This window comes from Pseudomonas sp. WC1 (genome assembly GCF_050586565.1).
Taxonomy (GTDB): Bacteria; Pseudomonadota; Gammaproteobacteria; order Pseudomonadales; family Pseudomonadaceae; genus Aquipseudomonas.
The window spans coordinates 166195-189358 of sequence record NZ_JBOBDQ010000001.1 but is presented as its reverse complement, the minus strand read 5'-3'; the positions used below and the strand labels follow the sequence as shown (position 1 = coordinate 189358).

Below are 23164 nucleotides of genomic sequence, written 5' to 3'. Positions count from 1 at the left end.
CCCTCGCGCCTGTGCTATTGGTCGCCAGCCGCGCGCCGCCATAGGGCGTAATGCACCTGGCCGGTCTTCTTCTCGCGGTGCAGGCGCCAGTTGCCTGGCATTGGCAGCGAAGAGGGCACGGCTTCGCTTTCGGTGTAGATCCAAGCCTGCTCGCGCAGCCACTGGCCCTGCTCCAGCAGGTTGCAGGTATTGGCCAGCAAGTCCTGGTGGAACGGCGGGTCGAGGAACACCACATCGAATTGCTGCTTGGCCGGGCCTTGCAGGTAGCGCAGGGCGTCGGTCTGCAGGATCTGCCCGCGCGGGCAGCGCAACACTTCGAGGTTGTCCTTGAGGTTGGTGGTGGCCGCAGGGTTGCTGTCCAGCGCCACGGCATCCTTCGCGCCACGGGACAGCGCTTCGAGCACCAGGGCGCCGCTGCCGGTGAAGGCATCGAGCACCAGGGCGCCCTCGATGTAGGGCGCCAGCCAGTTGAACAGGGTTTCGCGCACGCGGTCTGGGGTCGGCCGCAGGCCTTCGCCTTCCGGCACGGCCAGGCGACGGCTGCGCCACTCGCCGGCGATGATGCGCAACTGGCCGGGGCCCTTGCTGGCGCCCGAGGCCGGGCGCGCGGGAGTGTTGGGTCTTGCCATTAGTGCTCCGGTACGCCGAGCGGCTGCTCGGCGGGTTTGTCAGTGGGGGCCGGCAGCGGTTGCTGCGCCACCTTCGGGCCGACGGTGACGATCACCAGCTTGTCCGCCGCGAGATGCTTGTTCATGGCGGCCTTGACCTGCTCGACGCTCAGTGCCTGGGACTGCTGCATGAAGTCCTCCAGCCAGCTCAGCGGGAGGTTGTAGAAGCCGATCGCGCCCAGCTGCCCGACAATGCTGGCGTTGCTGGCATTGGACAGCGGGAAGCTGCCGGCCAGCTCGCGCTTGGCATCGTCCAGTTCCTGCTGGGTCGGGCCGCTCTTCAGGTAGTCGGCCAGGATATCCTGGACCAGCTTGAGCGTGGCCTCGCTGAGTTCGGCGCGGGTCTGCAGGTTGATCATGAACGGGCCGCGCACCTGCATCGGGCTGAAGACCGAGTACACGCCGTATGTCAGGCCGCGTTTCTCGCGAACCTCGCTCATCAGGCGGGTGCCGAAGGCGCCACCGCCGAGGATCTGGTTGCCCAGCGACAGGGCCGGCCAGTCCGGGTCGTTGCGGTCGATGCCCAGCTCGGCCAGCATCAGGTGAGTCTGCTTGGACGGGAAGTCGATATGCGTAATCCCCGGCTTGGGCTCGACCGGTTGCTCCGGCTTGGCCAGTGCAGCGCCCTTGGGCAGGCCGGCGGAGACCTGCGCGGCGATGGCCTCGGCTTCGCCGCGGCTGAGGTCGCCGACCAGGGCGATCACCGCGTTGCCGGCGGCGTAGGCCTTGCCGTGGAAAGTGCGCAGCTGGGCCAGGGTGATGCCTGGAATGGACTCGGCGGTACCGTCGCTGGGGCTGGCATAGGGGTGCTGGCCATAGAGATTGGCGAACAGCGTCTTGCCGGCAATCTTGCCCGGGTTCTGCTTCTCGTACTCGAAGCCCGCCAGCAACTGGTTCTTGATGCGCTTGAGGGCGTCCTCGGGGAAGGTCGGCTGGCCCACCACCTCGGTGAACAGTTTCAACGCCGGCTCGCGTTTTTCCGTGGCGCTGAGGCTGCGCAGCGAGGCCACGGCCATGTCGCGGTAGGAACCGTTGCCGAAGTCGGCGCCCAGGTCTTCGAAGCCTTCGGCAATGGCGGTGACGTCCTTGCCGGCCACGCCCTCGTTGAGCATGGCGTTGGTCAGAGTGGCCAGGCCTGGGATGCCGCCGTCCTGGCTGCTGCCGGCGGCGAAGGTCACGCGCAGGTCGAACATCGGCAACTCGCGGGCCTCGACGAACAGCACCCGGGCGCCTTCGGCAGTGGTCCAGTGCTGGATGTTCAACTGGCGTCGGCTGGGGGCCTTGCCGTCCAGTTCGGCCAGCGATTGCAGGGTGTTGGCCGGGCGGGCCGCGGCGTCGGCCTGGCTTTGGCTGTCGGACTGGGCAGGGCGCGCCAGCAGCGCGGCGATGGCCACCACCAGCACGATGATCGCCAGGCCGAACAGGGTGTAACGGGGTGCGCTGCGATCACTCATGAGCGGACTCCTCGGGCAGTACATGGGCAACGCTCAGGCGTTCGCGGGTGAAATAGGTGCGGGCGGCGGCCTGGATGTCCTCCGGGGTCACGCGCTTGAGGTCGTCGAGTTCGCTGTCGATCAGCTTCCAGGACAGGCCGACCGTTTCCAGTTGCCCGATGGTGGTGGCCTGGCTGCTGATCGAGTCGCGGTCGTAGACCAGGCCGGCGATCACCTGGGCGCGTACGCGCTCGAGCTCTTCGGCGGTCGGTGGCGTGGTCTTGAGCTCGTCGAGCAACTGCCAGATGCCTTTCTCTACTTCGGCCAGGGTCTTGTGTTTCTGCACGTTGGGCGTGGCCGAGATCATGAACAGGCTGTCGCCGCGGGTGAAGGCGTTGTAGCTGGAGGAGGCACCGGCCACCAATTCCTGGCCGCGCTCCAGGCGTGCCGGCATGCGGGCGCTATAGCCGCCGTCGAGCAGGGCCGAGATCAGCCGCAGGGCGTTGACGCTGCGCGGGTCCTTGGCGGTGGCCAGGGCCGGGACATTGAAGCCGTAGATCAGGCTGGGCAATTGCGTGCGCAGGTGCAGGGTGAGCAGGCGCTGGCCCGGCTCGGCCAGTTCCAGCGGCAGTTTGCTCGGCGGCACGGCGCGTTTGGGGATGGGGCCGAAGTATTTCTGCGCCAAGGCCCTGACCTCGTCTGGCTTGACGTCGCCGACCACCACCAGGGTGGCGTTGTTCGGGGCGTACCAGGACTCGTACCAATGACGCAGCTCCTCGACCTTCATGCGCTCGAGGTCGGCCATCCAGCCGATGGTCGGCGTGTGGTAGCCGCTGGCCGGGTAGGCCATGGCGCGGAACAGCTCGAAGGCCTTGGCATTGGGCTGGTCGTCGGTGCGCAGGCGGCGCTCTTCCTTGATCACCTCGATCTCGCGGCTGAATTCGTCGGCTGGCAGGCGCAGGCTGGCCAAGCGGTCGGCTTCGAGCTCCAGGGCCACCGGCAGGCGATCGCGGGCCAGCACCTGGTAGTAAGCGGTGTAGTCGTCGCTGGTGAAGGCGTTTTCCTCGGCGCCGAGATCGCGCAGGATGCGCGAGGCCTCGCCGGGGCCGATCTTGGCGCTGCCCTTGAACATCATGTGTTCCAGGGCATGGGACAGGCCGGTCTGGCCCGGTGTCTCGTAGCTGGAACCGACCTTGTACCAGATCTGCGAAACCACCACCGGCGCCCGGTGGTCCTCGCGCACGACCACTTTCAGGCCGTTGTCGAGGATGAATTCGTGGGTGGGTTGCACATCGGCGGCGAAAGCCGCCAGCGGCAGGCACAGCGTGCCGAGCAACAGGCCAGCGGCGCGGCGGGCTAGAGCATTCATACGGTGTTCAACCTGTTCGGCGGCCCGCTTGGGTTTAGCGTCGGCGGGCCAGGAGGTGCTAGGATACTGATCCGGTTGCCTGGCGACCATGCCTGTCGCCGTTCTGGCCTGCAGGCCCTTACGACAAAACGTTGCGCATGAACCCGCTGGCTTCACAGTAGTCTGTTCTGCGTGAGTTAAGAATTCCCGATGCGCCGCTGCTGGCCCATCGCTACCCTGAGATAGCCGTCTTCCATGTTTGGTTCCAACGACGACAAAAAAGCGCCGGCCGCGGCTGGCGAGAAGAAAGGCCTGTTCAGCTGGTTCCGCAAGAAGCCGGAACAACCTGCCGCCGAACAGCCGCAAGCCCCTGCACCGCAAGCGCCCGTCGAGCAGACCGCACCGGTTGCCGAGCCGTCGCAGGCACCTGTTCCTGAACCGGTGGTTGCCACGCCGCAGCTGGAGCCCGTGCCAGAGCCGGTGGTTGTAGCGCCGCAGCCGGAGCCTGTGCCAGAGCCGGTGGTTGTAGCGCCGCAGCCGGAGCCTGTGCCAGAGCCGGTGGTTGTAGCGCCGCAGCCGGAGCCTGTGCCAGAGCCGGTGGTTGTAGCTCCGCAGTCGGAGCCCGTGCCAGAGCCGGTGGTTGTAGCGCCGCAGCCGGAGCCCGTGCCAGAGCCGGTGGTTGCTGCACCGCAGCCGGAGCTCGCTCCAGAGCCGGTGGTTGCAACGCTGCAACCGGTCGAGGCCGAAGTAACTGCGGCCCCGGTCAGCAACCTGGTCTTGCCGGTCGCTGAAGAACCGGTGGCATTGGTCGAGGACCTGGAACCCAAGGCGCCGCCCGTCATCCCTGCCCGGCCGTCCGTCGAAACGGTAGCCGCTGCCATTGTCGCTCCAGCACCGGTTGTCGAAACCGCGCCGGTCGTTGTGCCGGCTCCAGTCGACCCTGAGCCTGTCGTCGTGGCGGCCGCCGAGCCGGCCAAACCTGGTTTCTTCGCCCGCCTCAAGCAGGGCCTGTCGAAGACCAGCGCCAGCATCGGCGAAGGCATGGCCAGCCTGTTCCTCGGCAAGAAGGTCATCGACGACGACCTGCTCGATGAAATCGAGACCCGGTTGCTGACCGCCGACGTCGGCGTCGAGGCCACCTCGACCATCGTCCAGAACCTGACCCAGAAAGTTGCCCGCAAGCAGTTGGCAGACGCCGATGCGCTGTACAAGTCGCTGCAGGAAGAACTGGCCGCGCTGCTGCGCCCGGTCGAGCAGCCGCTGAAGATCGAGGCGCAGAAAAAGCCCTACGTGATCCTTGTGGTTGGCGTGAACGGGGCTGGCAAGACCACCACCATCGGCAAGCTGGCGAAGAAGCTGCAGCTTGAGGGCAAGAAAGTCATGCTCGCGGCCGGCGACACCTTCCGCGCCGCCGCGGTAGAGCAGTTGCAGGTGTGGGGCGAGCGTAACCAGATCCCGGTGATTGCCCAGCACACCGGTGCCGACTCGGCTTCGGTGATCTTCGATGCGGTGCAGGCCGCCAAGGCCCGGAACGTCGATGTGCTGATCGCCGATACCGCTGGTCGTCTGCACACCAAGGACAACCTGATGGAAGAGCTGAAGAAGGTCCGTCGGGTCATGGGCAAGCTTGATGTCGAGGCGCCGCACGAGGTGCTGCTGGTGCTCGATGCCGGAACCGGACAGAACGCTATCAGCCAGGCCAAGTATTTCAACCAGAGCGTCGAGCTGACGGGCCTGGCCCTGACCAAGCTGGATGGTACCGCCAAGGGCGGCGTGATCTTCGCCCTGGCCAAGCAGTTCAACATCCCGATCCGCTTCATCGGTGTGGGCGAGGGTATCGACGACCTGCGCACCTTCGAAGCCGAACCTTTCGTCAAGGCGCTGTTCGCCGAGCGTGAACCTTCATGATCCGATTCGAACAGGTAGCCAAGCGCTATCCCAACGGCCATGTCGGCCTGCACGAACTGAGCTTCCGGGCGCGTCGTGGCGAGTTCCTGTTCGTCACCGGTCATTCTGGCGCCGGCAAGAGCACCCTGCTGCGGCTGCTGCTGGCCATGGAACGTCCGACCAGCGGCAAGCTGCTGCTGGCCGGACAGGACCTGGGCCAGATCAGCAACGCGCAGATTCCGTTCCTGCGCCGGCAGATCGGCGTGGTGTTCCAGAACCACCAGTTGCTGTTTGACCGCACGGTGTTCAACAACATCGCCCTGCCGTTGCAGATTCTCGGGCTGTCCAAGGCCGAGATCGCCAAACGCGTCGACTCGGCGCTGGAGCGTGTGTCGCTGAGCGACAAGGGCGAACTGTTCCCGGCCGACCTGTCCACCGGCCAGCAACAGCGGGTCGGCATTGCCCGGGCCATCGTGCATCAGCCGGCCCTGCTGCTGGCGGATGAACCCACCGGTAACCTCGACCCGCGCCTGGCCGCCGAGATCATGGGCGTGTTCGAGGACATCAACCGCCTGGGCACCACGGTACTGATCGCCAGTCACGACCTGGCGCTGATCGCGCGCATGCGCCACCGCATGCTGACGCTGCAACGCGGCCGCTTGATCGGCGATGGGGAGGCCGGGCAATGAGCACCACACGTACACCAAAGGTTTCCGAGCGGGTCGCGCCGAAAGCCGCTGATCCGCAGCCATCGAAGAAAAAGCGTGGCGATCATGATGACGATGGTCCGGATTTGCGCAGCCTCCTGCACGCCTGGCTGGAAAGCCACCGTGCCAGCCTGGCCGACAGCTTGCGCCGCCTGGGCAAGCAGCCGATCGGCAGTTTCTTCACCTGCCTGGTGATGGCCGTGGCGCTGAGCATGCCCATGGGCCTGTCGTTGTTGCTCAAGAATGTCGAGAAACTCGGCGGCTCCTGGCAGCGCGCGGCGCAGATCTCGCTGTACCTCAAGCTCGATGCCAGCAGCCGCGACGGGGAGGCCCTGCGTGACGAGATCAAAGGCATGCCGGGCGTCGCCGAGGCCCAATACGTCAGCCGCGAGCAGGCCCTGGAAGAGTTCCAGCAACAGTCAGGCCTGGGCGAGGCGTTGCGTGAACTGCCGGACAACCCACTGCCCGGCGTGGTGGTGGTGACCCCGACCGAGGTCGACAAGCCGGCCCTGGAAGCCTTGCGTCAGCGCCTCTCCGAGCTGCCGCGAGTGGAAGCGGCGCAATTGGACCTGGTGTGGGTCGAGCGCCTGGCGGCGATCCTCAAGTTGGGTGACCGGTTCGTCTTCGGCCTGGCGGTGATGCTGATTTCTGCGCTGCTGTTAGTAATCGGTAACACAATTCGTCTACATATCGAAAACCGTCGGGTCGAGATCGAAGTGATCAAGCTCGTTGGTGGCACCGACAGCTACGTACGCCGGCCTTTCCTGTACATGGGCGCCCTGTATGGGCTGGGTGCGGGCGTGCTGGCCTGGGGCATCCTGGCGTTTGGCCTGAACTGGCTGAACGACGCGGTGGTCGGGCTTTCCGGCCTTTATGGCAGTGATTTCGCCCTGGGTGGCGTACCGGCCTCGGATGGCTTTTCACTCTTGATCGGGGCGGTACTGTTGGGGTATATCGGTGCATGGATCGCAGTCGCTCGTCACCTGAACGAGCTTGCACCGCGATAAATGTTTCATGGCCAGTATTGACAAATTTTTCATTCTGGAACTTGTACAACGGTTCCTTGTCTATGCTGGCAGTGCCCAAAAGGCATGAGTCTGTAAGCCGGAGGTACTTGAATGACCAATTCGTTGCAACCTGCCTATGCCCTGGTTCCCGGTGCAAACCTGGAAGCCTATGTGCACACGGTCAACAGCATCCCCTTGCTGACGCCGGAGCAGGAGCGTGAACTGGCCGAGCGTCTCTATTACGAGCAGGATCTCGAGGCCGCTCGGCAAATGGTGATGGCCCACCTGCGTTTCGTCGTACATATCGCGCGTAGCTATGCGGGCTACGGGCTGGCCCAGGCCGACCTGATCCAGGAAGGCAACGTTGGCCTGATGAAGGCGGTAAAGCGCTTCAACCCGGAAATGGGCGTGCGTCTGGTGTCCTTCGCCGTGCACTGGATCAAGGCCGAGATCCACGAGTTCATCCTGCGCAACTGGCGCATCGTCAAGGTGGCCACCACCAAGGCTCAGCGCAAGCTGTTCTTCAACCTGCGCAGCCAGAAAAAGCGCCTGGCCTGGTTGAACAATGACGAAGTGCATCGCGTGGCCGAGAGCCTGGGTGTCGAGCCGCGTGAAGTGCGCGAGATGGAAAGCCGCTTGAGCGGCCAGGACATGGCCTTCGACCCGGCGGCGGAAGCCGACGACGACAGCGCCTTCCAGTCGCCTGCGCACTACCTGGAAGACCACCGTTACAACCCGGCCGTGCAACTGGAGGACGCTGACTGGAGCGACAACTCCACCAGCAACCTGCATGAAGCGCTGCAGGGCCTGGACGATCGCAGCCGCGACATCCTCTACCAGCGTTGGCTGGCCGAAGAAAAGGCTACGCTGCATGAGCTGGCAGAGAAGTACAGTGTGTCGGCCGAGCGTATTCGTCAGCTGGAGAAGAACGCGATGAACAAAGTCAAGGCATTGATCACGATCTGATCGGCGCCCTGGCTAGCTTGAAAAGCCGCTGCTCTCGAAAGAGACAGCGGCTTTTTTGTGTTGATTGTCCCGGACCTGTTGCGGGCTTGGCAACTCAGGGCCTGAGCTGCATCAGGTAGCTCGGCCCACCCAGCTGGCTCATCTGCCGCCTGATCCATCCCGCCCGGCTTGCCACATAGGCGCTGGGCCGGCTGGCACTCCACTTGATCGGGCTTGGCAGCACCGCCGCGAGCTGTGCGGCCTGTTGTCGCGTCAGGCGGCTCGCATCCACGCCGAAGTGATAACGCGCCGCCGCCTGGGCACCGAACACGCCCTTGCCCCATTCGGCACTGTTCAGATACACCTCGAGTATCCGCTCCTTCGACCAGAACAGCTCGATCAGTGCGGTGAACCAGGCTTCCAGCCCCTTGCGCAGCCAGCTGCGGCCAGACCACAGGAACAGGTTCTTGGCCACTTGCTGGGTCAGCGTGCTGGCGCCACGCACCTTGCCGCCACGCTCGTTGTAGGCCAGCGCCGCCTGTATTGCCGGGATATCGAAGCCCCAGTGGCTGGCGAACTTCTGGTCTTCGCCGGCGATGACCGCCACCTTGAGCTCGTCGGAGATTCCCTCCCACGGCGTCCAGTCACGTTGCAGGTCGATCGGCTCGCCGCTGGCCCATGACTGCACCTTGCGCTCGACCATCAGCGCGGTGCCGGGCGGCGGCACCCAGCGCAACACCAGGACCACGGCGATGCTGCCAGCTGCGAACCAGAGCAGGGCGCGGGAAAGGCGGCGAAGAAGGGATGACAGCATGGTGATGGCTTGGCCGGACCGTTGGAACGGGCCATTATACAGGCCCCTCCCGAGGAGTCGTCCCATGCTTCGCAGCTTCCTGATGCTCGCCGCGTTCTTCGGCTTTACCGGCGTTGCCCTCGGCGCCTTCGCCGCCCATGGCCTGAAAAACCGCCTCAGCACCGACTACCTGGCGATCTTTCATACCGGTGTCACCTATCAACTGGTGCATGCCCTGGCGATCCTGGGCGTGGCGGTGCTGTCGGCGCACCTGCCCGGGCGCCTGGTCGGCTGGGCCGGTGGCTTGTTCGCCGTGGGTATCCTGCTGTTCTCCGGTAGCCTCTACGCCCTCACGCTCAGCGGCCTGGGCAAGCTCGGCATGATCACCCCGGTGGGCGGCCTGTGCTTCCTTGCTGGCTGGCTATGCCTGGGGCTGGCCGCCTGGCGGCTGGGCTGACCGGTCGGTCCACAATCGCGACTAATGGCGTGTGTCGCCCTTGGGTTGCAGGGCGGATCGGGGCTAGAATGCGGGCCCCAAAGAACAATGGTGGCCGTGCGCATGCGCATTCAATTGAACGGTGAACCTTACGAACTGCCCGCGGGCGAGAGCGTCGCGGCGCTGCTGGGCCGGCTGGAGCTGGCCGGCCGCCGGGTGGCGGTGGAACTGAACCTGGACATCGTGCCGCGTAGCCAGCATGAGAGCACGCAGCTCAAGGACGGCGACCAGGTCGAGGTGGTCCACGCCATCGGTGGCGGCTAACCGCCCCTGAAACCTCGCCAGCAAAGTCCCGCAATCTTTCCTGAGGAACAACGATGAGCAACGTTCGCAGCGACAAGCCCTTCATCCTGGCCGGGCGCACTTTCCAGTCGCGCCTGCTGGTCGGCACCGGCAAGTACCGTGACATGGAAGAAACCCGCCTGGCCACCGAGGCCTCGGGTGCCGAGATCGTCACCGTCGCCGTGCGCCGTACCAACCTGGGCCAGAACGCGGGTGAGCCGAACCTGCTCGACGTGCTGTCGCCAGACAAGTACACCATCCTGCCGAACACCGCCGGTTGCTTCGATGCGACGGAAGCGGTGCGCACCTGCCGCCTGGCCCGTGAACTGCTCGATGGCCGCAAGTCCCATGAGTCCAGGACGCTGGTGAAGCTGGAAGTGCTGGCCGACCAGAAAACCCTGTTCCCCAATGTGATCGAAACCCTCAAGGCCGCCGAAGTGCTGGTCAAGGAAGGTTTCGATGTGATGGTCTACACCAGCGATGACCCGATCATCGCCCGTCAGCTGGCCGAAGCCGGCTGTATCGCCGTCATGCCGCTGGCCGGCCTGATCGGCACCGGCCTTGGCATCTGCAACCCGTACAACCTGCAGATCATCCTGGAGGAATCCAAGGTGCCGGTGCTGGTCGATGCCGGCGTGGGTACAGCCTCCGACGCGACCATCGCCATGGAAATGGGTTGCGAAGCGGTGCTGATGAACTCGGCCATCGCCCATGCCCAGCAGCCGGTACTGATGGCCGAAGCCATGAAACACGCCATCGTTGCCGGTCGCATGGCCTATCTGGCCGGTCGCATGCCGAAAAAACTCTATGCCAGCGCCTCTTCGCCGCTGGATGGTCTGATCAAGTAAGAGCTCCTGATGACTGAATCGCAAGAAACGCCGATCTCCGAAGACGGCGAAACCCGCCCGCACCGCCGTATCAAGAGCTTCGTGATGCGCGCTGGGCGCATGACCGAAGGCCAGCAGCGCGGCCTGGACCAGGGCGGCCCGCAGTTCATCCTGCCGCTGGCCGACAGCCCGGTGGACTATGACCAGGTGTTCGGCCGTTCGGCGCCGCGCACCCTGGAGATCGGCTTCGGCATGGGCCACTCGCTGCTGGAAATGGCTGCCGCATCGCCTGAGCTGGACTTCATTGGTGTCGAAGTGCACCGCCCGGGTGTCGGCGCGCTGCTCAATGGCGTGCTGACACAGGGGCTGAAGAACCTGCGGGTGTACGATTGCGATGCCATCGAGGTGCTCAACCGCTGCGTGGCGGACAACAGCCTTGACCGTCTGATGCTGTTCTTCCCCGATCCTTGGCACAAGGCGCGTCACCACAAGCGCCGGATCGTTCAGCTGGAGTTCGCCGAGCTGGTGCGCCGCAAACTCAAGCCCAGTGGCGTGTTCCACATGGCGACCGACTGGGAGCCCTATGCCGAGTACATGCTGGAAGTGATGAGCGCAGCGCCCGGCTATCGCAACCAGGCGGCTGATGGTACCTACGTGCCACGCCCGGAAGAGCGGCCGATCACCAAGTTCGAGCGCCGTGGTGAGCGCCTTGGACATGGGGTGTGGGATCTGAAGTTCGAGAAGGTGAGCTGAGCCGGGTTCGTTCGGTGCAGCCCTTCGAACCTGCGAAATTGCAGGTACAAAAAAACCGCCTTGAGAAGGGCGGTTTTTTTATGCGGGCTTCGGGTTACGAATCCTTGGCCTGCGTGTTTCAGTTTTCACTGGAGACAGTTCACGGCTTAAATACTAGGGTTGCCTGGAGATCACGTCAATCGTGGAAATATCCAGCATTACGTGTGACTGGGCGAGTAACAGCTTCACCTTCCCAGTAAGCGTAAGATCGCGCCGCTCTCGTGTGATTTTTCCAGTGTCGGGCCGGGAACAAATTCAATCCGTTGTCTCGGCCCCTTCGACGCGGCCCACGAACCGCGCCGGTGGTGTTTTCGAAGGGTCACTCACCTGGCCACTTCACTGGAGATGGTTCACGCGATTTCCGAAGGCGTCGAAGTGCCGGTCAGACGCTGGAAGATTGGCCCAGCCAACACGGAGGCCAAGGCATATGAAGCGTTTGCTGAATACGCTGAGCCGCGTCTGGAAGCTCATTCGGATCCTGATCGTTTTCAGGACCGTCAGGGACTTCCTGCGTGATCACTTCGACGATGCCCGTTAAGAGGTTAGTCGGGTGAGAAGCCGCCCTGGCCCGCCAGGGCGGCTTTTAGCTGACGCTCACCCCCGCCGATCAGCGACCACGCCGATCAAAACCAGCACCACCAGCAGCACCGGCGCCAGCGCATAGTTGTTGAACTGACCCAGCCCCTTGACGATCCACGGCGTCGCATAGATCAGCGCGGCACCGCTGCCGATCATCACCAGCAGTGCCATGAACGGCACGCGCAGGGCGCCGGCCAGGCCGCCCAGGCGCCCTTCGACCCAGCCTTTGATATCGGTGCCGAACAGCACCAGCAGGCAGCCCACCAGGGCCAGCGAAATCTCTGAGAGGTTGCTGCGGCTCCAGCGGGAAACGGTCGAGAGCAGGTCAAGTACCAGGTCCATGGGTCATCCTTAATTCAAGAAGTACTGCAGCAGGTCGTTGAGGAACAGCTGGCCGCGTGGCGTGGCGGCCAGACGATCCGGTTCGACCCGCAAAAGGCCTTTTTGTTCGGCTTCACGGCGGGCTTCGGACAGTTGTGCAAGAGGCAGGCCGGTACGCAGGTTGAACAGCTCGGCCTCAACTCCGTCGGTGAGGCGCAGCGCGTTCATCAGGAACTCGAAGGGTAGCTCATCGGCCGGCAACAGCTTCTCGCCGGCCTTGAACGGCTTGGACGGGTTCAGGTAGTCCTTGGGCAGGCGGGTCTTCCAGGTGCGTAGGATGCGCCCGTCCGGGAACGACAGCTTGCCGTGGGCGCCGGCACCGATGCCGATGAAGTCGCCGAAGCGCCAGTAGTTCAGGTTGTGCCGCGCAGCACGACCGGCTTGGGCGTAGGCCGAGACTTCATACTGGCGGTAACCGTGGTCCGCCATCAGCGCCTGGCCGGCTTCCTGGATATCCCAGAGGATGTCGTCCTCGGGCAGCTCAGGCGGCTGGTTCCAGAACACCGTGTTGGGTTCCACCGTCAGCTGGTACCAGGACAGGTGCGTCGGCGCCAGCTCGATGGCCTGGCGCAGGTCGCCCAAGGCGTCGTCGAGCGACTGGTCTGGCAAGCCGTGCATCAGGTCCATGTTGAAGTTGTCGAAGCCCGCGGCGCGGGCCATATCGGCGGCGCGCACCGCTTCGGCGCCATTGTGGATGCGCCCGAGTCGTTCGAGCTTGGCGGGCTGGAAACTCTGCACGCCGATGGACAGCCGATTGATGCCGGTCTGGCGGTAGGCCTTGAACTTCTCCTGCTCGAAGGTACCCGGGTTGGCCTCGAGGGTGATCTCGATGTCCGGGGCGAACGGGATGCGTTGCTCGATACCGCGCAGCAGGCGCCCAAGCGCGTCGGCGCTGAACAGGCTCGGGGTGCCGCCGCCGAAGAAGATCGTGCTGATCGGACGGCCCTGCACGGCATGCATTTCCTGGTCGAGGTCGGCGAGCAGGGCGTCGATGTACTCGGCTTCCGGCAGGGTCGGGCCGGCCTGGTGCGAGTTGAAGTCGCAGTACGGGCATTTGCGCACGCACCAGGGGATATGGATATAGAGCGACAGCGGCGGGAGTTCGGGAAGGATCAGGCCCGCCGGCTGTACCAACAGCTTTTCGCTCATGCCAGGCCCAGACGCTGACGCAGCAGGGCCATGGCGCGAGCGCGGTGGCTGAGTTGGTTCTTGTCGACAGGGGCCAGGTCGGCGCTGGAGCATTTGCGTTCCGGCACCCAGAACAGCGGGTCGTAGCCGAAGCCATTTTCGCCGCTGGCTTCGAACAGGATGCTGCCGTGCCACAGGCCTTCGCAGAGGATCGGCAGCGGGTCGTCGGCGTGCCGCACCAGGGCCAGAACACAGACGAATTGAGCGCCGCGCTGGTCTTCAGGCACATCCTTGAGCGCATCGAGCAGCTTGGCGTTGTTCGCCGCGTCGCCCTTGCCGTCGGCATAGCGTGCCGAGTAGATACCCGGCGCGCCGCCGAGGAAGTCCACCGCCAGGCCCGAGTCGTCGGCCAGGGCCGGCAGGCCGGAAATGCGCGCGGCGTTGCGCGCCTTGAGGATGGCGTTCTCGACGAACGACAGGCCGGTCTCCTCCGGCTCAACCTGGCTGAATTCACCAATCGAGCGCAGGTTCACGGACTCGCCGAGCATGGCCTGCAGTTCCTTGAGTTTGCCGGCGTTATGGCTGGCCAATACGAGTTGCTGGAAATTCATCATTCGCCTGGGAACACTTCCTGGTTGAAGCTGAGTTTATTGCTGACGCCGCCGCTCTCGACGTTGAGGTCGAAGGTGACGGTCTCGGCCTGGTCGATCTTGAACTGTGCGATGTAGTACACCGCACCCTGATCGGTAATCTGTTTGAAAGACAACGGACTGCTGCGCCCGGTGAGATCTTTCACTGTGCCGCTGACTACCGCCATCGCGGGCTTGCCGGCCTTGAGCACGGCGATGTTGAGCACGCCCTGGTTCTTGCTGCGGGTCAGGCCCGTGGCGGCAGCGATGTCGGGTTGCAGCATGCTTGAGGTGAAGGCGCTGTAGTGGACCGTCACATCACCGAACACTTCCTTGCGCTCGGGCCTGGCGGCATCGGCAGCCAGTACCGGCAAGGCCAGGCACAGGCTGATCAGAAACAGTGCTAGTCGACGCATGATGCCATTCCTCCGTTGAGGGTCAGACCGCGAGCTGATGCTCCTGCAGGCCCGGGCTGCTGACCCGATAGATACCGATCTCACCTAGAAGATTAGGCCAAAGCCGGCCGCCCAACCCGTTACGGTGCAGGTGGTCGACGGCAAGGCGGTCGAGGACCTTGGCCTTGCGCTCATGGCACAGGTTCTCGAAGTCCTCGAAGGTGCAGAAGTGGATGTTCGGCGTGTTGTACCAGGTATACGGCATGAAGTCCGAGACTGGCATGCGACCCTTGGTCGCCAGGTACCAGCGGCAGCGCCAGTGACCAAAGTTGGGGAAGGTGATGATGCACTGGCGGCCCACCCGCAGCATTTCGTCGAGGATCCGGTCGGGGTACTCCACGGCCTGCAGGGCCTGGGTCATGACCACCACGTCGAAGCTGTTGCTGGCGAAGTTGCCCAGGCCCTTGTCCAGGTCCTGCTCGATGACGTTGACGCCCTTGGCCACGCAGGCGGCGATGTTGTCGGCGTCGATCTCCAGGCCGTAGCCGGTGACGTTCTTGCGTTCACGCAGCGAGGCCAGCAGTTCGCCGTTGCCGCAGCCCAGGTCGAGTACCCGGCTGCCGGCGGGGATCCAGTCTTGGATGATTTCCAGGTCGGCTCTCATGGGGTCCTCAAACGGCGATGCGGTTCATGTAGTTGGCGAAACCCTGCATGTAGCGGGGGGTCGGGATGAGGAAGGCGTCGTGGCCGTAAGGCGAGTCGATGTCCAGGTAGCAGACGTTCTTGCGCGCGGCCATCAGGGCGTCGACGATCTCCCGTGAACGGGCCGGCGAGAAGCGCCAGTCGGTGGTGAACGACATGATGCAGTAGTCCGCCGTGACGTGGGCCAGGGTTGCCGCCAGGTCACCGCCGTGGGCGGCGGCCGGGTCGTAGTAGTCCAGGGCCTTGGTCATCAACAGGTAGGTGTTGGCGTCGAAGCGGCCGGAGAATTCCTCACCCTGGTAGCGCAGGTAGCTTTCGACCTGGAATTCGACGCTGTGGAAGTCGTAGTTGAGCTTGTCGCTCTTGAGCTCTCGGCCGAACTTCTCGCCCATCGAGTCGTCGGACAGGTAGGTGATGTGGCCGACCATGCGCGCCAGCATCAGGCCGCGCTTGGGGATCACGCCCTGGTCCTGGAACGAGCCGCCGTGGAACTCGGGGTCGGTGAGGATAGCCTGGCGCGCCACTTCGTTGAAGGCGATGTTCTGCGCCGACAGCTTGGGCGCCGAGGCGATGTCCACGCAATGGCGCACCCGATCCGGGTAGGTGATGGTCCATTGCAGCGCCTGCATGCCACCCAGGCTGCCGCCGACGATGGCGGCCCAGGTATGGATCCCCAGGCGATCGGCCAGGCGCGCCTGGCTGTGCACCCAGTCTTCCACGGTCAGCACCGGGAAATCGGCACCGTAGGGCTTGCCGGTGGCCGGGTTGAGGCTGCTGGGGCCGGTGCTGCCATTGCAACCGCCGAGGTTGTTCAGGCTGACCACGAAGAAGCGGTTGGTGTCGATCGGCTTGCCGGGGCCGATGCAACTGTCCCACCAGCCCGGCTTGCGGTCGGTGGCGGCATGGTAGCCAGCGGCATGATGGTGGCCGGACAGCGCATGGCAGATCAGCACGGCATTGCTGGCGCTGCTGTTGAGGGTGCCATAGGTTTCGTAGATCAGCTCGTACGAGGCCAGGGCGCGGCCACAGGCCAGGGCCAGCGGTTCATCGAACCGGGCGATCTGCGGTGTTACCAGACCGACGGAATCTTCGGGAAGGACAGTGGACATCGACCCTGCTCACGCTTGACGGAGGCGTAAGTCTAAAGAGCGCTACCCCCAGCGGCAAGCAAAGGCTTGCCGCCGGATGCAGGCCGGGTCAGATCATCCGCCACAGCTCTTGCGGCATGCCGGCGTAGGCCGCCAGCTGGGGCATGAGGAACGACTGGATCACCTGGATGGCGATGAAGGCGAAGATCGGCGAGATGTCCATGCCGCCGAGGTTCGGCACCAGGCGGCGGAACGGCGCCAGCACCGGTTCGCTGATCTGGTAGGCCAGTTCTGCAGCCGGGTTGTGGCTGTTCGGCGCGACCCAGGAGACGATCACCATGACGATCATGGCCACCCAGAAGATTTTCAGGAACAGCGAGGTGATGCCCAGGATCGACCACATCAGCAGGTGCAGGACGTCGCCGAAGGTGCCGTAGGTGACCATCAGCACGAAGGCCATCAACAGCGCCTGGATGATGATCGACAGCAGCAGCGATGAGGTATCCAGGCCAGCGATGCTGGGGACCACGCGGCGCAGCGGCTTGAGCAATGGCTGGGTGGCGCGCACGGCGAACTGGCTCAGCGGGTTGTAGAAGTCGGCCTTGACCAGCTGCAGCACGAAACGCAGCAGGACGATCACCAGGTACAGGCTGACCAGGGTTTGCACCACGAAGATCGCGGCGCCGGACAGTGCATTCATCAAAGGCTCCTTATTTGCCCAGTTTCTCGGCCAGCTCGGCCGAGCGCTTCGCCGCGGCCTGCAGGGCCTTTTCGACGATGGCCTCGAAGCCGTTGGCCTGGAACGATTTGATCGCCGCTTCCGTGGTGCCGGCCGGCGAGGTCACGCGGCGACGCAGCTCGGCGGCGTCGACGTCGCTGGAAACCGCCATGCGGGCGGCGCCCAGGGCGGTCTGCAGGGTCAGTTGCGAGGCGGTCTCGCGCGGCAGGCCGAGTTTTTCGCCGGCAGCGGTCATGGCTTCGATCAGCAGGAAGAAATACGCCGGGCCACTACCGGAGACGGCTGTGACGGCGTCCAGTTGCTGTTCGTGCTCCAGCCACAGGGCGGTGCCCACGGCTGACAGCAGCTGTTCGGCCTGGCGGCGTTGTTCCATGGAGACTTCCCGGGTTGCGTACAAGCCGCTGACACCCTGACGCAGCAGCGCCGGGGTGTTCGGCATGCAGCGTACCAGAGGGATCGCGCCCAGCCAGGCCTGCAGGCTGGCGCAGGTGATGCCGGCGGCAATGGAAACCACCAGCTGGCCCGGTTTCAGGTTCGGCTTCAGTGTTTCGCAGACCGCTTTCATGACTTGCGGTTTGACTGCCAGGACGATCACGTCCACGCCATCGATAGCCTTGGCGTTGTCTTCAAAGGCTTCGATGCCGTGCTCGGCCGTGATGCGTGCGCGGGTTTCGGCACCTGGGTCGCTGGCGCGAATCAGTGCGGTGTCCAGGCCCTGGGCGCGCAGGCCGCCGATCAGGCTGGCGGCCATGTTGCCGGCGCCGATAAAGGCAATACGAGTCTTGCTCATGTCGGGTCCTTGTGGGGGAAGAGTGAGTTAAGCATGGAATCAGGCCTGGCCGTAGTCGCGGGCGCCGAACAAGGCGGTACCGATGCGGACCCAGGTCGCGCCTTGGGCGATGGCGGCTTCCAGGTCATGGCTCATGCCCATGGACAGGGTGTCAAGGCCGAGGCCGAGCTGGGCCTGCAGTTCACGCAGCGTGGCGAAAGCGGCCTCTTGCTCGGCGCGGTCCTCGGTAGGTTCCGGGATCGCCATCAACCCGCGCAGGCGAAGGCCGGACAGGACGTTCACGGCCTGGGCCAGGGCTGGCAGTTCGGCGGGCGAGCAACCGGACTTGCTGGCCTCGCCGCTGACATTCACCTGCAGGCAGATGTTCAGCGGTGGCAGCTCGGCGGGGCGCTGCTCCGAGAGGCGTTGGGCAATCTTCAGGCGGTCCACGGAATGTACCCAGTCGAAGTGCTCGGCGATGGCCTTGGTCTTGTTCGACTGAATGGGGCCGATGAAGTGCCAGATCAAGGGCAGGTCGGAAAGCGCCTGTTGTTTTGTCAGGGCTTCCTGAAGGTAGTTCTCACCCATGTGGCGAAGGCCAGCGGCATGAGCCTCGCGGATGGCGCTGGCGGGCTTGGTCTTGCTGACAGCCAGCAACTGGATGTCGGCCGGATCGCGTCCGGCTGCCAGGGCCGCGGTGTTGATGCGGGTGGCAATGGCGCCAATGTTGTCTGCTAGGGTGGACATGGTTCGTCGCCGACGGTTCTGGGGTCTGCGGCATTCTACCTGCTTGATCGCCGTTGGGGAGTCTCATGGATGTGACCGACCTGCTGGGCCGGGCCGTGGCCGCGGGCGCCAGCGACCTGCACCTGGCCGTGGGTGAGCCGCCGTTGCTGCGCCTGGATGGCGAGCTGCAGCGCCTGGCGGTGCCGGTGCTGACCCGCGCAGCTCTGGAGCATGGAATGGCCGGCCTGCTCGATGACCGGCAGCGGCGGCAATGGCTGAGCGGTGATGAACTGGACCTGGCGCTGAGCTTGCCCGGCGTGGGCCGCCTGCGCTTGAACCTGTTCCGCCAGCGCAATGGGCTGGGCGCAAGCGTGCGGCTGATCCCGGCGCGGGTTCCCAGCCTCGATGAACTTGATCTGAACGATGTGTATCAAGTCGTTGCGCAATGCCGGGATGGCCTGGTGCTGGTGGGCGGGCCGACGGGTAGCGGCAAGTCCAGCACCCTGGCGGCGCTGCTCGATCAGATCAATCGCGAACGCGCGTTACAGGTCATCACCCTTGAAGACCCTATCGAATTTATCCACAGCGGCCAGGCTTGCCTGGTCAACCAGCGGGAGATCGGCGTGCACAGCCGTGACTTAGCCCAAGGGCTGCGCAGTGCCCTGCGCCAGGACCCGGATGTGATCATGGTGGGTGAGTTGCGTGATCTGGAGAGTATCCGTCTGGCGTTGCGCGCGGCAGAAACCGGGCACCTGGTGCTGGCAACGGTGCACACCCGCTCGGCGGTGAGCAGCATCGACCGGCTGGTGGAGGTGTTCGCGGCCGAGGAGAAGCCGCTGGTGCGCATGATGCTGGCCGAATCACTGCGCCTGGTGGTGGCTCAGGTGCTGGTCAGGCGGGTGGGCGGCGGCAGGGTCGCGGCACGGGAGGTGCTGATAGCGACGCTGGCGGTGCGCAACCTGATTCGCGAGGGGCGCATGGCACAGCTGCAGTCGGTGATGCAGGCGGGTGCTGCGCTGGGAATGCGGACGATGGAAGGGGCGATGCAGGCGCTCAGGCAGAAAGGGCTGGTTGATTAGCACTGCTGCATGCTGGGGGGCAATCGCGGAGCAAGTCCGCGATTGAGGGTCTAGCGCTTGGCCAGGGCCAGCGTCTGCTGGTTTTTGGGCAGGACGCGCTTGGCGACCACGTAGTGCTTTTGCCAATAGGGTTTTTCCAGGCTGTCGATACTCACCCGCTTGCCAGTGCGTGGCGCGTGGATGAAGCGATCGTTGCCCAGGTAGATGGCTACGTGATTGACCCGGCGACTCTTGATGTTGAAGAAGATCAGGTCGCCCGGCTTGAGATCGCTCTTGGCCACCTTGACGCCCTGGCCCTGAGCCATCGCGTTGGAGGTGCGCGGCAGGTCGACATCGGCCACATCGTTGAACGCGTACTTGACCAGGCCGCTGCAATCGAAGCCCTTCTTCGGGCTGCTGCCACCCCAGCGATAGGGCGTACCCAGTACGTTCACGGCGCGGCTGAGCACCTCGCTGCTCTGTTTGGGTGACATGGCCACGGCCTGCATGCCCACAGCTTGTTGCTGCTTGGCGGCGTTGGCCGGGCGAGCTCGCACGGAACTGCTGCGATACTGGATCGGGGTGCGTTTCACCGTGGCATCGGCGTTGGTCGTATAGCCGGTGAATCCGCTGGGAAGTCGTTGCTCACGGTTGGTGGCGTGGGCGGCCAGGGGTAACAAAAGGCAGAGGGTCAGCCATGTCTTGATAAAAGGTGGCATAGATGAAGCTCTTATAAGTGTTGGCGCGCAACTTTATAACAGCTTTTTGATCAGATTCTGATCCGTTGGTCGCTCAAGCACGTACCATATGTCGGGTCAAAACGAAAAAGTCACATTTTTCCTTAGAAAATTTTCGGCTATCCCACGAGGGCTTCGAATGAATGGTTATCAACAGGGTGCCCCCTCGCACGACACCCATAGCAAGGTTCTCGGCTACCTGCTGTGGATCTTCGGCTTTACCGGCTCGCACCGCTTCTACTATGGCAAACCGATCACCGGAACCCTGTGGTTCTTCACCCTGGGCCTGTTGGGCATCGGCTGGCTGATCGACCTGTTCCTGATCCCTTCGATGGACCGTGAGGCCGACATGCGTTTCGAGTCGGGCGGCGTGGACTACAACCTGGCGTGGATACTCCTGACCTTCCTCGGCATCTTCGGCGTGCATCGGCTGTATCAGGGCAAGTGGATCAGCGCGCTGATCTACCTGTTCACCGGCGGGTTGTTCCTGTTGGGCGTGCTGTATGACTTCTGGACGCTCAACAGCCAGATTTCCCAGGTCAACGCCGAGCGTCGCCGGGTATGAAAAAAGGCCTTGTCGCTACGAGCGGCAAGGCCTTTTTCATTACTGACGCCGCTGTTGCAGCAGCAGGTTGCTGAAACCTGCCCCGGCCAGTTGTTTCTGCGCCACGGTCAACTGTTCGCGGTTGCTGAACGGGCCGACCATCACGCGGTACCAGGTCTCTTCCTTCACCGTGCCCGACTCAACCTTGACCGCCTGGCCAAGCAGGATGATCTGCGCACGGACCTTGTCGGCATCGGCCTGCTTGCGGAATGATCCGGCCTGCAGGAAGAACTGGGTCGTGGCCGCTGGCTTGATCACCGGTGGTGCCGGTGGCGGTGTCTGGCCCAGCAGCGCGGCCTGGGCGCGGGCGGTGTCGATCTTCGCCGCTTCCGCAGGGGTAACCGGCGTGCTTGGCACGGGCGGTTGCGCCGGCACCGGCGGGGTTTTCTCCGGCACGGCCTCGGGCGGCACGATTACTTCCGACTCCGGCAGCAGGGTGTAGAAGTCATACTTCGGCTTCACCGGTTGCTGGGGCGTCGGTGTGGTGGTCTTGCTCGCTTCGGCGACCTTCTCCTGTTTATGTTGCTCGGGCTTGGTGCGCTTGATATCAGCGCCACCGGGCTCGAGTTTCATCAAGAAGACGATGAACGCCCCCACGGTCAGGCCGACCGCCAGCCACACCCAGCCGGGGATCGGCTGCTTGGCGGGTGGCTGGTGGCGGCTGGCGCCGCGCTTGGGCGCGGGCTTTTTCTTTGCAGCCAACTTACATGCGCTCCAGGGTTTCCAGGCCAAGCAGCTCCAGGCCCTGCTTGAGGGTGCGACCGGTCAGGGCAGCCAGGCGCAGGCGGCTTTGCTGTTGTTCGGCGGTTTCGGCAGAAAGGATCGGGCAGTTCTCGTAGAAGCTGGAGAACAGGCCGGCGAGGTCGTACAGGTAGGTACACAGCACGTGAGGCGTGCCTTTTTCGGCGACGTTATTGAGGATTTCGCCGAACTGCGCCAGGCGCGCGGCCAGGTCCTGCTCGTGCGCTGCCTGCAGGACGATGCTGCCATCGACTTCGTCGAAGCCCTTGCCGAGCTTGCGGAACACGCCGGCCACGCGGGTGTAGGCGTACAGCAGGTACGGCGCGGTGTTGCCCTCGAAGTTCAACATCAGTTCGAAGTTGAAGCTGTAGTCGCTGGTGCGGTGCTTCGACAGGTCGGCGTACTTGACCGCGCCGATGCCGACCACTTCACCGATGTGGCGCAGCTCGTCCTCGGCCAGCGACGGGTTCTTCTCCTTGACCAGCGCATAGGCGCGGTCCTTGGCCTCGGTGAGCAGGTCGATCAGCTTGACGGTACCGCCATCGCGGGTCTTGAACGGGCGGCCATCGGCGCCGTTCATGGTGCCGAAGCCCATGTGTTCCATCTTCATCGGGTGGCCGACAAAACCTGCGCGGCGGGCCACTTCGAACACCTGGTTGAAGTGCAGGGCCTGGCGCTGGTCGACGAAGTACAGGGCGCGGTCGGCCTGCAGCTTGTTGCTGCGGTAGCGCACGGCGGCCAGGTCGGTGGTGGCGTACAGATAGCCGCCATCGGCCTTCTGCACGATCACCGGCAGTGGCTCGCCTTCGGCATTCTTGAACTCTTCGAGGAACACGCATTGGGCGCCTTGGTCCTCGACCAGCAGACCCTTGGCCTTGAGGTCGGCGACCACGTTGGCCAGGTCGGCGTTGTAGGCGCTCTCACCCATCACGTCGGCCATGGTCAGCTTGACGTTGAGCAATTCGTAGGTCTTCTGGCAGTGCGACAGGGAGATGTCCTTGAAGCGCGTCCACAGCGCCAGGCACTCGGGATCACCGGCCTGCAGCTTGACCACCAGCCCGCGGGCGCGGGTGGCGAACTCTTCGGACTCGTCGAAGCGTTTCTTCGCCGCGCGGTAGAAGTTCTCCAGATCCGACAGCTCGTCACTGGTGATCGGGTTTTCCTGGAGGTAGGCCATGAGCATGCCGAACTGGGTACCCCAGTCACCCACGTGGTTCTGGCGGATGACGTCGTCACCGAGGAACTCCAGTACCCGTGCAACGCTGTCGCCGATGATGGTCGAGCGCAGGTGGCCGACGTGCATCTCCTTCGCCAGGTTCGGTGCCGACATGTCGATCACCACCTTTTCCGCCGGGCCGGCCTTGCGCACGCCCAGATGGCCATCGGCCAGGGCAGCGTCGAGGCGGCCTGCCAGCGCTTCGGTGTTCTGGAAGAAGTTGAGGAAGCCGGGGCCGGCGATCTCGGCCTTGCTTATGTCGGCGCTGGCCGGCAGGGCGGCGATGATCTTCTCGGCCAGGTCGCGCGGCTTCATGCCGGCCGGCTTGGCCAGCATCATGGCGATGTTGCTGGCGAAATCGCCGTGGGTCTTGTCCCGGGCGTTTTCCACCTGGATCGCCGGCGTCAGCCCTTCAGGCAGCACACCGTCGGCGACGAGTTGGGTGAGGGCTTGCTGGATCAGCTGGCGAATGGTGTCTTTCATGGGG

The 23164-nt window shown here is 64.2% G+C and carries 26 protein-coding genes; 10 read left to right on the top strand and 16 right to left on the bottom strand.

The window, feature by feature from the left end; translation table 11 throughout:
* Positions 1 to 14: 14 nt before the first annotated feature.
* From rsmD to ACQ4OD_RS00825, 3 genes are read right to left on the bottom strand one after another with little or no spacing between them, the layout of a single operon-like run.
* Positions 15 to 629: a 16S rRNA (guanine(966)-N(2))-methyltransferase RsmD gene (gene rsmD / locus ACQ4OD_RS00835; RefSeq protein ID WP_139674207.1), complete on the bottom strand. Its 615-nt coding sequence runs from the start codon at positions 627 to 629 to the stop codon at positions 15 to 17.
* Positions 629 to 2122 carry a M16 family metallopeptidase gene (locus ACQ4OD_RS00830; RefSeq protein ID WP_430943710.1) on the bottom strand — a complete coding sequence of 498 codons (1494 nt, stop codon included), beginning with the start codon at positions 2120 to 2122 and terminating at the stop codon, positions 629 to 631. The genes rsmD and ACQ4OD_RS00830 overlap by 1 nt, the downstream gene beginning before the upstream one ends.
* Entirely contained in the window at positions 2115 to 3470 is a 1356-nt protein-coding gene (locus ACQ4OD_RS00825; protein ID WP_102681789.1) for a M16 family metallopeptidase, read from the bottom strand. The genes ACQ4OD_RS00830 and ACQ4OD_RS00825 overlap by 8 nt, the downstream gene beginning before the upstream one ends.
* A gap of 234 nt (positions 3471 to 3704) precedes the next feature.
* On the opposite strand from ACQ4OD_RS00825, the gene ftsY reads away from it, so the two are divergent.
* The 4 genes from ftsY (at position 3705) to rpoH (ending at position 8016) form a co-directional block, all read left to right on the top strand.
* Positions 3705 to 5357, top strand: a complete 1653-nt coding sequence (gene ftsY, locus ACQ4OD_RS00820) for a signal recognition particle-docking protein FtsY (protein ID WP_430943709.1) — start codon at positions 3705 to 3707, stop codon at positions 5355 to 5357.
* A complete protein-coding gene (ftsE, locus tag ACQ4OD_RS00815) occupies positions 5354 to 6025 on the top strand; it encodes a cell division ATP-binding protein FtsE (protein ID WP_011531723.1) in 672 nt (223 codons plus the stop codon). The genes ftsY and ftsE overlap by 4 nt, the downstream gene beginning before the upstream one ends.
* The gene (gene ftsX / locus ACQ4OD_RS00810; protein ID WP_198754714.1) at positions 6022 to 7050 is read left to right on the top strand and encodes a permease-like cell division protein FtsX; all 1029 of its coding nucleotides are present in this window, start codon (positions 6022 to 6024) and stop codon (positions 7048 to 7050) included. The genes ftsE and ftsX overlap by 4 nt, the downstream gene beginning before the upstream one ends.
* A 111-nt stretch (positions 7051 to 7161) precedes the next feature.
* A complete protein-coding gene (gene rpoH / locus ACQ4OD_RS00805) occupies positions 7162 to 8016 on the top strand; it encodes an RNA polymerase sigma factor RpoH (protein WP_023630664.1) in 855 nt (284 codons plus the stop codon).
* Between the two features lie 94 nt (positions 8017 to 8110).
* Here the strand turns inward: rpoH and mtgA are convergent, their stop codons facing one another.
* Entirely contained in the window at positions 8111 to 8809 is a 699-nt protein-coding gene (gene mtgA / locus ACQ4OD_RS00800; RefSeq protein ID WP_198754713.1) for a monofunctional biosynthetic peptidoglycan transglycosylase, read from the bottom strand.
* 64 nt (positions 8810 to 8873) lie between these two features.
* Here mtgA and ACQ4OD_RS00795 point away from each other — a divergent pair, with 64 nt between their 5' ends.
* The 4 genes from ACQ4OD_RS00795 to trmB all read left to right on the top strand — a co-directional run bounded on the left by ACQ4OD_RS00795 (position 8874) and on the right by trmB (position 11146).
* Positions 8874 to 9245, top strand: coding sequence for a DUF423 domain-containing protein (locus ACQ4OD_RS00795; RefSeq protein ID WP_139674194.1), 372 nt, complete (start codon positions 8874 to 8876; stop codon positions 9243 to 9245).
* 102 nt (positions 9246 to 9347) lie between these two features.
* Positions 9348 to 9548, top strand: coding sequence for a sulfur carrier protein ThiS (gene thiS, locus ACQ4OD_RS00790; RefSeq protein ID WP_038707614.1), 201 nt, complete (start codon positions 9348 to 9350; stop codon positions 9546 to 9548).
* A 53-nt stretch (positions 9549 to 9601) separates the two neighbouring features.
* Entirely contained in the window at positions 9602 to 10414 is an 813-nt protein-coding gene (locus ACQ4OD_RS00785; RefSeq protein ID WP_046853827.1) for a thiazole synthase, read from the top strand.
* A gap of 9 nt (positions 10415 to 10423) precedes the next feature.
* On the top strand, positions 10424 to 11146 hold the full coding sequence (trmB, locus tag ACQ4OD_RS00780) for a tRNA (guanosine(46)-N7)-methyltransferase TrmB (protein ID WP_102681785.1): 723 nt from the start codon (positions 10424 to 10426) through the stop codon (positions 11144 to 11146).
* 633 nt (positions 11147 to 11779) lie between these two features.
* On the opposite strand, the gene ACQ4OD_RS00775 is transcribed toward trmB, so the two are convergent.
* From ACQ4OD_RS00775 to ACQ4OD_RS00735, 9 genes are all read right to left on the bottom strand, one after another.
* Complete coding sequence (locus tag ACQ4OD_RS00775) at positions 11780 to 12106, bottom strand: DUF3392 family protein (RefSeq protein WP_011531731.1); 327 nt, start codon at positions 12104 to 12106, stop codon at positions 11780 to 11782.
* A gap of 9 nt (positions 12107 to 12115) precedes the next feature.
* Complete coding sequence (hemW, locus tag ACQ4OD_RS00770; RefSeq protein ID WP_139674186.1) at positions 12116 to 13294, bottom strand: radical SAM family heme chaperone HemW; 1179 nt, start codon at positions 13292 to 13294, stop codon at positions 12116 to 12118.
* Complete coding sequence (gene rdgB / locus ACQ4OD_RS00765; RefSeq protein WP_430943708.1) at positions 13291 to 13887, bottom strand: RdgB/HAM1 family non-canonical purine NTP pyrophosphatase; 597 nt, start codon at positions 13885 to 13887, stop codon at positions 13291 to 13293. The genes hemW and rdgB overlap by 4 nt, the downstream gene beginning before the upstream one ends.
* Positions 13884 to 14318, bottom strand: coding sequence for a DUF4426 domain-containing protein (locus tag ACQ4OD_RS00760; RefSeq protein WP_110697351.1), 435 nt, complete (start codon positions 14316 to 14318; stop codon positions 13884 to 13886). The genes rdgB and ACQ4OD_RS00760 overlap by 4 nt, the downstream gene beginning before the upstream one ends.
* Before the next feature lie 22 nt (positions 14319 to 14340).
* Positions 14341 to 14961, bottom strand: a complete 621-nt coding sequence (gene metW / locus ACQ4OD_RS00755; RefSeq protein WP_110697353.1) for a methionine biosynthesis protein MetW — start codon at positions 14959 to 14961, stop codon at positions 14341 to 14343.
* 7 nt (positions 14962 to 14968) lie between these two features.
* The gene (gene metX, locus ACQ4OD_RS00750) at positions 14969 to 16108 is read right to left on the bottom strand and encodes a homoserine O-succinyltransferase MetX (protein WP_094011022.1); all 1140 of its coding nucleotides are present in this window, start codon (positions 16106 to 16108) and stop codon (positions 14969 to 14971) included.
* Between the two features lie 88 nt (positions 16109 to 16196).
* Positions 16197 to 16787: a YggT family protein gene (locus ACQ4OD_RS00745; protein ID WP_023630880.1), complete on the bottom strand. Its 591-nt coding sequence runs from the start codon at positions 16785 to 16787 to the stop codon at positions 16197 to 16199.
* A gap of 10 nt (positions 16788 to 16797) precedes the next feature.
* Positions 16798 to 17616, bottom strand: coding sequence for a pyrroline-5-carboxylate reductase (gene proC, locus ACQ4OD_RS00740; protein ID WP_198754708.1), 819 nt, complete (start codon positions 17614 to 17616; stop codon positions 16798 to 16800).
* Positions 17617 to 17655: 39 nt separating this feature from the next.
* Complete coding sequence (locus ACQ4OD_RS00735; protein WP_430943707.1) at positions 17656 to 18342, bottom strand: YggS family pyridoxal phosphate-dependent enzyme; 687 nt, start codon at positions 18340 to 18342, stop codon at positions 17656 to 17658.
* 65 nt (positions 18343 to 18407) lie between these two features.
* Between ACQ4OD_RS00735 and ACQ4OD_RS00730 the strand changes: the two genes are divergently transcribed.
* Entirely contained in the window at positions 18408 to 19400 is a 993-nt protein-coding gene (locus ACQ4OD_RS00730; protein WP_430943706.1) for a type IV pilus twitching motility protein PilT, read from the top strand.
* A 50-nt stretch (positions 19401 to 19450) separates the two neighbouring features.
* Here the strand turns inward: ACQ4OD_RS00730 and ACQ4OD_RS00725 are convergent, their stop codons facing one another.
* A complete protein-coding gene (locus ACQ4OD_RS00725; RefSeq protein WP_102681781.1) occupies positions 19451 to 20098 on the bottom strand; it encodes a C40 family peptidase in 648 nt (215 codons plus the stop codon).
* A 157-nt stretch (positions 20099 to 20255) separates the two neighbouring features.
* Here ACQ4OD_RS00725 and ACQ4OD_RS00720 point away from each other — a divergent pair, with 157 nt between their 5' ends.
* A complete protein-coding gene (locus ACQ4OD_RS00720) occupies positions 20256 to 20681 on the top strand; it encodes an NINE protein (RefSeq protein ID WP_102681780.1) in 426 nt (141 codons plus the stop codon).
* 39 nt (positions 20682 to 20720) lie between these two features.
* Here the strand turns inward: ACQ4OD_RS00720 and ACQ4OD_RS00715 are convergent, their stop codons facing one another.
* Both ACQ4OD_RS00715 and argS read right to left on the bottom strand, forming a co-directional pair.
* A complete protein-coding gene (locus tag ACQ4OD_RS00715; protein WP_102681779.1) occupies positions 20721 to 21422 on the bottom strand; it encodes an SPOR domain-containing protein in 702 nt (233 codons plus the stop codon).
* Position 21423: 1 nt separating this feature from the next.
* Positions 21424 to 23160 carry an arginine--tRNA ligase gene (argS, locus tag ACQ4OD_RS00710; protein WP_139674172.1) on the bottom strand — a complete coding sequence of 579 codons (1737 nt, stop codon included), beginning with the start codon at positions 23158 to 23160 and terminating at the stop codon, positions 21424 to 21426.
* Positions 23161 to 23164: the final 4 nt, after the last annotated feature.